Annotated in this window: 11 protein-coding genes; 1 reads left to right on the top strand and 10 read right to left on the bottom strand. The window is 47.0% G+C overall.

The genetic code is table 11. The annotated features are described in order from the left end of the window. Positions 1–98: 98 nt before the first annotated feature. Positions 99–1,265, bottom strand: coding sequence for a MalY/PatB family protein (locus AC3WTP_RS17870; protein WP_492395994.1), 1,167 nt, complete (start codon positions 1,263–1,265; stop codon positions 99–101). A 208-nt stretch (positions 1,266–1,473) separates the two neighbouring features. Here AC3WTP_RS17870 and AC3WTP_RS17865 point away from each other — a divergent pair, with 208 nt between their 5' ends. Then, positions 1,474–1,857, top strand: coding sequence for a hypothetical protein (locus tag AC3WTP_RS17865; protein ID WP_492395993.1), 384 nt, complete (start codon positions 1,474–1,476; stop codon positions 1,855–1,857). Positions 1,858–2,011: 154 nt separating this feature from the next. Here AC3WTP_RS17865 and AC3WTP_RS17860 read toward each other — a convergent pair whose 3' ends face one another. The 9 genes from AC3WTP_RS17860 to wsfD all read right to left on the bottom strand — a co-directional run bounded on the left by AC3WTP_RS17860 (position 2,012) and on the right by wsfD (position 9,564). Further along, the gene (locus AC3WTP_RS17860; protein WP_492395992.1) at positions 2,012–2,776 is read right to left on the bottom strand and encodes a sigma-70 family RNA polymerase sigma factor; all 765 of its coding nucleotides are present in this window, start codon (positions 2,774–2,776) and stop codon (positions 2,012–2,014) included. After that, complete coding sequence (gene rsbW, locus AC3WTP_RS17855; protein WP_492395991.1) at positions 2,773–3,231, bottom strand: anti-sigma B factor RsbW; 459 nt, start codon at positions 3,229–3,231, stop codon at positions 2,773–2,775. Before rsbW ends, AC3WTP_RS17860 begins: the two co-directional genes overlap by 4 nt. Positions 3,232–3,266: 35 nt before the next feature. Next, positions 3,267–3,581 carry an STAS domain-containing protein gene (locus tag AC3WTP_RS17850; RefSeq protein ID WP_492395990.1) on the bottom strand — a complete coding sequence of 105 codons (315 nt, stop codon included), beginning with the start codon at positions 3,579–3,581 and terminating at the stop codon, positions 3,267–3,269. 29 nt (positions 3,582–3,610) lie between these two features. Next, the gene (locus AC3WTP_RS17845; protein WP_492395989.1) at positions 3,611–4,768 is read right to left on the bottom strand and encodes a SpoIIE family protein phosphatase; all 1,158 of its coding nucleotides are present in this window, start codon (positions 4,766–4,768) and stop codon (positions 3,611–3,613) included. A 197-nt stretch (positions 4,769–4,965) separates the two neighbouring features. After that, a complete protein-coding gene (locus tag AC3WTP_RS17840) occupies positions 4,966–5,418 on the bottom strand; it encodes a MarR family winged helix-turn-helix transcriptional regulator (protein ID WP_492395988.1) in 453 nt (150 codons plus the stop codon). A gap of 19 nt (positions 5,419–5,437) precedes the next feature. Further along, the gene (locus AC3WTP_RS17835; RefSeq protein ID WP_492395987.1) at positions 5,438–6,025 is read right to left on the bottom strand and encodes a hypothetical protein; all 588 of its coding nucleotides are present in this window, start codon (positions 6,023–6,025) and stop codon (positions 5,438–5,440) included. A gap of 223 nt (positions 6,026–6,248) precedes the next feature. Continuing rightward, positions 6,249–6,818 carry an RNA 2',3'-cyclic phosphodiesterase gene (thpR, locus tag AC3WTP_RS17830; RefSeq protein ID WP_492395986.1) on the bottom strand — a complete coding sequence of 190 codons (570 nt, stop codon included), beginning with the start codon at positions 6,816–6,818 and terminating at the stop codon, positions 6,249–6,251. A gap of 27 nt (positions 6,819–6,845) precedes the next feature. Next, positions 6,846–8,066: an anaerobic sulfatase maturase gene (locus tag AC3WTP_RS17825; RefSeq protein ID WP_492395985.1), complete on the bottom strand. Its 1,221-nt coding sequence runs from the start codon at positions 8,064–8,066 to the stop codon at positions 6,846–6,848. 82 nt (positions 8,067–8,148) lie between these two features. Next, positions 8,149–9,564: a glycan biosynthesis hexose transferase WsfD gene (gene wsfD / locus AC3WTP_RS17820; RefSeq protein WP_492395984.1), complete on the bottom strand. Its 1,416-nt coding sequence runs from the start codon at positions 9,562–9,564 to the stop codon at positions 8,149–8,151. Positions 9,565–9,572: the final 8 nt, after the last annotated feature.

The following is a 9,572-nucleotide window of genomic DNA, read 5'->3' as shown; positions in this document are numbered from 1 at the left end:
CTCATTTAGCTGTTAAAAACAAAAGTACCCTATCGAGAGACTTTTTTAAAGTGTCTACTCGACAGGGTACAGTTTATAGTAGGCTGCCCTTTTATTATCTACAGCGCCTTGACAGCCCGTTCAATCTGCTCCAGCGCTTCAGCAATAACACAGCGCGCAGAAGCTAGATTCATCCGATTAAAGCCGCTTCCGCCGCTGCCAAATGTATACCCATCATTAAACCACACCTTGGCTTTCCGCAGCGACCACTCTCGAAGCCCTTGATCATCCATGCCTAGCGCTCGAAAATCCAACCATTTTAAATAAGTGCCTTCGAGATTGAATGTCTTGATCTGCGGAATACGCTCGGCGATGAATGAGTTCACAAACTCATTGTTGCGCTCCACATATTGCAGCACCTCTGCAAGCCACTGCTCACCCAGCGTATAAGCCGCAATCGAAGCCTCTATTGCTCCAAGATCCAGATGATCGCCTGACGTACGCTGCACGCATGCGCGGAAAGCTTCTCTAAGCTGCTCATTCTCGATCCATATATTGCCCATCTTAAAGCCCGCTAGGCTGAACGTCTTACTCGGCGATGTCGCTGTCATCGTGATGTTGGATATGTCTGCGGACAAAGAAGCTATCGGCGTATACGTCGTTCCGCTGAGCACGATATCATGATGAATATCATCCGAGAATATCTTGACATCATGTGTAAGACATATCTCTGCCAGCCTCTGCAGCTCTTCCCGCGTCCAGACACGTCCAACAGGATTATGCGGATTGCACAGGAAAAACAGCTTCACTTGCGGATCCTTGGCTTTCTGCTCGAAGTCCTCAAAGTCAATCTCATAACGCCCATTCACCAATTGGAGCGGATTGCTCACCACTTCAGCTCCATTAAGCATAATCATCTTAGAGAACATCGCGTATACAGGAGGTTGAATCATCACTTTCTCCCCAGGCTTCAGCACTGCCTGCACAGCATATGCCATCGCTGGGACAACACCAGCTGTCGTCACGAGCCACTCACGCGCTACCTGCCAGCTATGGCGGCGATTCATCCAATCGATTGCCGCCTGATCATACCGCTCCGTTCGATCGGTATAGCCGTAATTCGGCACACGAATGCGGCTGACCAGCGCTTCTTGTATCTCTTTCGCGGCAGGGAAATCCATATCCGCAATCCATAATGGAATGCACCCTTGCTGCGCATCCTGCTGCGGTAGCATCTTAATTGCCGATAACGTCGTGCGATCCAACACTTCATCGAAGTTATACATGATACCCTCCTTGAACATCTACAGTTTGCATTTCAACACCAGTTAGGAATATTTTAACTCATCTTGATCCCAAGGGAAAAGTGAACGGATGTTAAATACACTTGGACATCTATATATAATTCAGACGAATGCCATCAAGACAAATGAACAAGCATAGAGGCATATCCACACGTAAGCTATAGTACTTCAGATAAAGGAGTTGTGATTAATGAAACGTACTTGTGGAATGAGCCCGTCTAATCCTTCTTGGGGTGGTGGAGGTAAACCTACTCCATATGGAATGGGGGCAGCAAGCCCTAATATGGTCAGCCCTTATGCAGCAAGCCCTAATATGGTCAGCCCTTATTCAGCAAGCCCTAATATGGTGAGCCCTAGTATGGTTAGTCCGGCCGCAACAGGTCCACTGCCTGCAATCGTTGCGCCTGAACAAACTGTGGTTAAAAATTTCTTCCACACAGCAACGCAGCCAATCGTACATCCGGTTAACATCGTAAATCAGCACCATACGATCCCGGTTCCTCAGCATTTCTGCGCGTATAATGTTAAAGATGTGCAATGCGGCGTGCGCAGCAAACGTAAAGGCCGTCGTTAAATCTGCCTCTAACCACACCCTAGTTTCATAAGCACAGCCATACATGCCTTCTCCGCCAAGGGGAAGGCATGCGTCATATTAACGATCATAATAATAGAAGCATTCACCCTCAACGAAGGCACATGCTTCTATTATTATTCCTATACTATAAACGTTAATCATCATTGGACATCATAATAACCTTCAGCTTGTCCATTCCACGGCGTTGAATACGCGAGATACTCATCTGAGACACTCCCAGCTTCTCCGCAGCAGCGCGCTGAGACAACCCTTGTTCGAAGACTAACAGCAGCACTTGTCTTTCTTCCGGCTTCAGCTGCTTCATTGCTTCCATCAGATCCATCTTGCGCTCTATTGTGTCATATTCATCAGCATCCGTGCTAACCAATTCACCCAATGTAGCCGCACTTTCTCCTTGTGATAATGGAGTATCCAAGGAAACATAATGATAACATTCTCTGCCTGCGAGCACTTCCAACGTTTCTTCAAACGAGAGATCGAGATCGGCTGCGATTTCTTCGATCGCGGGCGAGCGTTCCAATCGCACAGTCAATTCATCTATCGTTTGCTGCACTAAAGCTCCCTTTTCTTTAATTCGCCTGGGAACCTGTATGTACCACGACTTATCGCGCAAATAATTTTTCATATGGCCAATCATGCTCTTCATCGCATAGGCTTCAAACGGTACTCCGAGCGTATGGTCAAACTGTTGAAGCAGGCGGATTAACGCCATGTTGCCAACTTGTATTAAATCTTCATAGAGATCTGGACGGTTTCGTGATATTTTTCCTGCAGCCACCCTCACCATAGGCTCATACTTTACGATTAGCTCGGCAGCTATTTCATTATCATTCGTCATTTGATATTGTCGAATGGTATCGTTCACATTACCAGATGCTTGATGTGGCAGTTGACTCATCGCGTTTCCTCGCATAAGGAGACACTTTTTCTCATGCGAACCTCTGTGCCACGGCCTTCAGGGCTGACAACCTCCACCTCATCCATTAGAGCCTGCATCAGATAGAATCCAAGTCCTCCTGCCTGTACATCTTCCAGCGCCTTATCATGCCATGCTTCCGGCTCCCTCGCCTTCATCTCAGCATTAAAGCTCACTCCATGATCACGAATAACCATTCCCAGCTCCCGTTCTCCTATTTCAAATACGATCTCTACTGTTCCGCCATCGTTGCCGTACGCATATAGCACTGCATTATTGCAAGCCTCAGATATCGCCACCTTCATATCTTCAATATCTTCATAGTTGAATCCGATCTTAACTGCAATTCCATATAGAGTAAGTCTGACAAGATCAACATATTCAGCTTGAGCAGGTATCGTCAACGTTACCACTCGGTCAGAATGTAGTCCTTTCATGGGTCAATTCCTTTCAATGTTCATATTTACTTCATTCAGCTTCGAAAAAATTTGGATATTCCGGTCATATCCAGCAGTCTCTGAATATGTGCGGGGACATTCTCAACATGAAGCTGCGCATTTGCCGAATTTCTTACTTTCAATATCGAGATTAGAATTCCTATCCCCGTACTATCGATGTAAGATAGCTTCTCTAGATTCAAGGTTAAATGGATACTTACATCTCTAGCAATCGGCTCTATTAACTCACGAAAATCGCTTGCCGCAGCCAAGTCCAATTCACCTTGCAGGTGTACATTAACCTGAGTTCCTTCCTTTACTGTTACAACCGAGAATTTATTCGTATCCATAGAGTCCCTCTCCCCTATTAACCGTAATTTTAGTATTTATAACATTTAACTTGCGCCCATACTAAGCAGATGTCGTCTTCACGCGCGCTCGGTCTGCGGAACAGCTCCTGCCAAGCTTGAGAATCAACCGAGGTTTCTCGCTTAATGTATTCTGACAGCAGCGCTACCGCTTGCTCCAGCTCTCCTGCAGCAGCTTCTAATAACCCGTCTGTATACAACCCTAATCGATAATTCGTTGAACAGGTGATGGTGCGTGCTTCAATCACTAATTGCGAAAACATCCCTACAGGATATCCCGTAGAATCTAAACGGACAACTTCTCCGTCATCCATCATCACAATCCCAGGAGGATGACCTGCATTGGCGTAGCATATCGTGTTATTCTCCGTATCCACAACCGCATATATGGCCGTCATATAATACGTCATGAACGTATCATTCAGATGAATATACTGAAACTTACTGTTAAGATCCTGCAATACACGATCTGGACTTCTCTCATTGAACACCGAATCGCGCAGAGCCGAAGCAATAAACATACTTAACAACGCTGATGAAACACCATGGCCCATCATGTCCATTATAAAAATGCCATACTTATGATCTTCTAAGGGAAACCAAGCGTATAAATCTCCGGCTAGTTCTTCAGAGGGCTGATACACGGCACGAATCTTAATATGTTCATCTTCATAAGGCTCCGTCAGTACGGATGCCTGTACACTCGCCGCTAACCGCAATTCCTCACTTATATGGCGATCACGCGCTTTGTGCCAGTCTCTCTCCTGCTTGAAGCGAAGCGCCAGCCGTATGCGGGCCAACAATTCAATACGATTGATCGGCTTCGTCACATAATCGACCGCACCTGCATCCAATGCTTTCGCTAAAGTATTCGAATCGCTGATTGCCGTTACTATAATAATCGGAATATCCCGCAATTGAGAGTAACGCTGCAGATCACGGCACGCGTCTAGACCGTCAATCCCAGGCATCATCATATCAAGCAAGATTAAATCAACATCAAGCTCATTCGCCTTAACAGCGCACTCTCTCGTGTTGGTTATTCCCAGCATCCTAAACATCTCTTTTGCTGTCGAAGCAGTCAAGACGTTAGGATATTCCGCTTTTTGCAATATTTCGCGGATGAGCATGACATTAGTCGGGTTATCATCGACCACAAGAATGTTCAACGGTAATACCTCCCTTTGTCAGGTGTTTACTTTCGTATATGTTCACTATAGCAAAAGATGATCTTGCAATAATATGACACATCGTATCTTTTTTCACATAAAAGTCATTGAATTTACTCAGCCGCGCTTGCCAGCCTTCTAAACAAATAAAATAAGCGCACCCTAAACTGGGCGCGCTTGTGATCTGCATCGACCAATTACGCATCCGCGCAATCCGATACCATGCCATCTAAATTATCATTTACTTGATTACATACAAGCAGAAACTGTCGAACCTGCTCATCTTCAACATGGTCGAAGAAGCGCTCAAATAGTTCTGCACGCTGCTCTATCGTTTCATTGTAAGCTTGCTTGCCAAGCTCCGTCATTTCCAAATATACCGTTCTACGGTCAACCTCGTCTCTGCGGCGCTCGACATATCCTAATTCGATCAGCTTGTCCGTTATACCTGTCACCGCTCCTGCTGTTAAGCAGAGCAGCTTCGCAACTTCAGTAACCTTCAGCGATCCTTCGATGTGGAGCTTCTCCAGCACGCTGAACTGAGTCGGATTCAGACCGAGCTCAGTTTGCTCGCCCCATACCTTGCGCATGCGTCGCATGATGGTGCGAAATATCATTTGTAATTGGTGAAGTTCTTGTTTGTTAGGCAATACGTTCTCTCCTCTTTATTTATTGAAGTACTCTTAATCCCAGCCTCACAATCCATCTCTCGTCCTGCATCTGTAAATCCTTCACGTACACCCAATCGGGCAGCACCGGTCTCAAGGGTATCGTCAGAACGCCTTCGGGAATAGGCAGCCAACTGATAGGCAGCGGTATATCCTTAAGGCGAAAGGCTGTCGGCACAACTTGAATCTGCTGGGCGGCCGCATCCCATGTCAGGCTCGCATCCATGTTTACCTCAGCGCGTATCCCCAATCCTGGCTCTACCTGCAAACGTGTCTTAACCTGATTGGGTTCTAATTCTATGTGCATGCCGGTTATATTCCAGCGACTTACTTTCGGACTCGTAACAAGCAGCGATCGAACCTTTTCAGCAGCATATCCATTCATCTCTGCTTCAGAGATGGTGAATTCGACAGCATGATGCTCAATTATTTCTTCGATCCGCTCATGAAGCGGCACTTGAACAGGCTCTGCAAATCCAATTGGCTCACTCGGCCGTACATACACATAAAGTCCAACCGCCAACATGAGCACGAGTACAACGATAACGAAAACAGAAAGGGTCAATCTATGACGCTTTTTTCGGTCCATGCAGTTTCCTCCTTTACATGTCCGATTCAGCCTTGCTTATGTAAGTATTCATCATGATGCTGGCTGATTACATATCATTTAAGGTAATTTACTTGGGAATTGCATCTATTGTGGTGTGGTATGCATTTTAAACCTGTTCTATTGTATAACTGCACAGCAGGTTGAACAAGATTGAAAATTATACCTTTTTCCTCACACAACCAAATATCAGCTAAATTTTGATTTATTGGAAGATCACCTTTCCAACAGCTTCATATATTGGCTTCTCCCCTAAGCGGGTGCGATACAGAACAACATGATCCGCTGACCAGCTCGGAGGTGCCTCTATCAATGCTCGCCGGACAGCCTGCAGATCAAAGGCGGCGCTGCCTATATACTGACGGGCAGTTGTAATGTGCGGATGATAGGGCCTGTCTTCCGGAGTGAACCCGATCGTACTCATCTGCTTCAGCACATGCTGTTGCATTTCATGGAGTCGAGCAAGCTCTCCCTCTACTCCCATCCACAGCACACGCGGTGCAGAACCGCGTCCGAATATGTCCCATGTCCCGAGCCGGAGAGAGAATGTCGTCTGATGCGTCATCGCCGCATTCAATTGTTCCATAATAGCCGGGATTTGTTCCTGCTTCACATCACCTAGAAACTGAACCGTGATATGATAGTCCCGATGATCAGACAAGCGTTTAAAAGCGCGGTCTGCATATGGAAAATGCTCCTCGACCTGGCGCCTAATCCACTCCTTAACTTCATCTGGGAGTGGTAAAGCGATAAATACCCGCCAATCTGACGTCATAAGTAGGCCTCCTTCTTAATTGATAGATTAGACCAAACAGCACTGCTTCGCTTTTCTTCCGCTCCCGCATATGCAGCGTTCGTTGCGGCCAGGCATCTTCCCGCCTTGGCGATGAATGATCTCTCGCGCTAAATCGCGCATTCGTTCCTCACCATAGGCATATAATCTTCGGTAACTTGCACAGAAATAATCTAACGCTGGCTGACCATCCATCCCTTGAGTGCCTCGATTGCGCGGACAGCCTCCATGGCAGTAATGAAGATATTCACAGGACAGGCAGTGCTCCGATAGATTGCCCTTCTGCTTGCGGAACATTTCCCACTTGGCATCGTTCATAAGCTCGTTCAGGTTACGTTCCCGCACATTTCCTAATCGATATTGTTCATGTATATAGAAATCACACGGGTAGGCATCGCCGTTCTGTTCTAGAATGAGTGTAGCTGGACAAGCTTCTCGATAAATACATAGCTCCGGTTCTTGGCCAATCAGCTTCTGCAGCCAATTATCAAAGATCCGTACGGAGATGCGGGGCTTGCCATTCCGATACCAGCCATCAAACAGCTCACATAAGAAGCGGCCATATTGCTCTGGCGTAATGAGATATCGGCCCTCTGCTGCAATATCCTGCGAGCGGAAATCCATGCATGGGATAAACTGTACGTGATCAAAGCGATGCTGCTCCAGCCACTCCAGCAGCGCTGCGGCTTCGCCGACATTATCCTCGTGTATAACGGTTAGGATATTAAAGTCAACACCTGCCTGCCGCAGCAGATCAATTCCTTTCATGACGCGAGTGTATGACCCCGCTCCAGAGCCTGTCTTACGGCGTTTATCGTGAATATGCTGCGGGCCGTCAACACTGACTCCGACCAAGAAGGAGTACTGTCGGAAGAACGCAGCCCACTGCTCATTCATTAACGTACCGTTCGTTTGCAGTGCATTGCTGATCACGGTGTTGCGCGGAGCCAGCTGTGCTTGCAGCTGCACTACCCGTTCAAAGAATGGAAGTCCGGCCAACAGGGGCTCTCCTCCCTGCCACGCGAAGGATACCGAGCCTTGAGAGGTGCTCATCATTTCTCCAATAACCTTCTGCAGCAGTTCGTCATCAATTCGCCTGATTGCGGAATCAGGCTTGCCTTGGCATGTGCTGTAATAGCAATAATCACAAGCGAGGTTGCAATCCTCCGATACGGTCTTCCACATAATTCCGGTTGGTGCGTTTAGCACAGCTGTCTGACAAGAACTCATCTTGGTACAACTCCTTTGAAAAAAACTGCAATTTAATACTCTTATCTTACAACTAATTAATTTGCAGCTACTAGGAGCCTGTTCACACCTTCGAGAAAAGCTTAGTCCTCATTGCGAACACGATCCATACTGCAAATGAGATCAGCAGCATATCAAACGTCGCATTAAACAGAAACAGATGCTTTCCCAGATCCGCTTCACCATCGCCGACTAGCGGAATAGCGATTGCCAATAAGCTAATGATAAGTAGAAGAAGGACGATCTCAAGAATATGACGATTAACGCGCCCTCTTCGCCATTCATACCCGATCAGCAATCCAAATACCGCGTAAGCCATCACATAGAATAGAAGCGTATCTGGCAGCCACTTCTTCTTGGCCTCACTCCAAGTGCTGTAAGTAAACGACATCGCCCCCCTAGGCTTACCTTCACTTTTCTCATAGTTTCCTAAGTAGTAGGGTCGTATCATCGCGGCATTCCTGGCCGCAGCCTGCAGCTTGTCCACGATGCGAGCAGGATGAGTCGCATAATATTTCACGACATCGCCGTGACCCAGCTGGGAATATAGATCTCGAGTCAGCTCCGGTGAATCCTGCTTGATCGGCACATCCTTCATAAAGTAATGTGTACCCGCCAGCACCTTGTATTTAGTGGGGATGCCTAGCTCCTGCAGGTCATGCTCGGGATGAGGAGAATCTTTCAATATGCCATAAAATATCGTCTGATACAGATTGATACTCTTAAGTTCTTTCGGCGCGAAGCCATACATGAGCGCGGAGGATAACAGCAAGCCTGTCACGCCGCCGATAATCATTCGTTTCCATCGTATATCATGATTGTACTTGGTATACAATCGCACTAGGTAAACTGCAAATGCTAGACCTATTACCGCATTTTGCAGCTTAGAGGTGGTGAGCATCCATGAGCTGATCAGGAACGCGCCTAGCAGCCATAGAGACGGCTTCTTCCGAATCGCCAACAGAATGGCGCAAGCTGCTGCCATCAGCAGAGAAAGCAGCGACACAGGCTCTCCATAAAAGGATTGAAAGTATGCCGTATAACCAATATCGAAGAATACAAATAGAATGGAAGCCGCAAGTGTGATTTGCAGCCACAACCGCTTGCGTCCAATTGCTCCAACGAATAGGTAGAGCACAAGCAGCAGAAGGAAGCCGTAGATCGTACCCAACACATGCATATCGAACATATTGCGGTTCCAGAGCCGAGCCAATAATCCTGCGGCAAATACCACGATCGCTTGCGAGGAAGCATAGTCCACTCCAAATGGAGCATATTCATACTGGCTGTATGCATACCCAAAGTACTTCTCCTCATATGTAAATGAATCATTCAAGACCGAGATGCCGCCGCTTGAAAGAATTCGCGCGAAGTCTCCATTGTCAGCCATGCCGATGTATGGCGGCAGCAGCAATATGATGGACAGGATCATCACACCTGTCAGTATCGACACAGCAGGCACGATACGTTCTCGAAGCATATGCCGCC

It is taken from the genome of Paenibacillus sp. EB106-04-04-XG159, assembly GCF_058791835.1.
The sequence above is the reverse complement of the archived record's forward strand: the minus strand, read 5'-3'. Positions and strand labels throughout refer to the sequence as shown.

Coding starts and splice junctions, on each gene's coding strand:
- AC3WTP_RS17870 (WP_492395994.1), bottom strand. CDS start 1,265: ATGTATAACTTCGATGAAGTGTTGGATCGCACGACGTTATCGGCAATT.
- AC3WTP_RS17865 (WP_492395993.1), top strand. CDS start 1,474: ATGAAACGTACTTGTGGAATGAGCCCGTCTAATCCTTCTTGGGGTGGT.
- AC3WTP_RS17860 (WP_492395992.1), bottom strand. CDS start 2,776: ATGAGTCAACTGCCACATCAAGCATCTGGTAATGTGAACGATACCATT.
- rsbW (WP_492395991.1), bottom strand. CDS start 3,231: ATGAAAGGACTACATTCTGACCGAGTGGTAACGTTGACGATACCTGCT.
- AC3WTP_RS17850 (WP_492395990.1), bottom strand. CDS start 3,581: ATGGATACGAATAAATTCTCGGTTGTAACAGTAAAGGAAGGAACTCAG.
- AC3WTP_RS17835 (WP_492395987.1), bottom strand. CDS start 6,025: ATGGACCGAAAAAAGCGTCATAGATTGACCCTTTCTGTTTTCGTTATC.
- thpR (WP_492395986.1), bottom strand. CDS start 6,818: ATGACGTCAGATTGGCGGGTATTTATCGCTTTACCACTCCCAGATGAA.
- AC3WTP_RS17825 (WP_492395985.1), bottom strand. CDS start 8,066: ATGAGTTCTTGTCAGACAGCTGTGCTAAACGCACCAACCGGAATTATG.
- wsfD (WP_492395984.1), bottom strand. CDS start 9,564: ATGCTTCGAGAACGTATCGTGCCTGCTGTGTCGATACTGACAGGTGTG.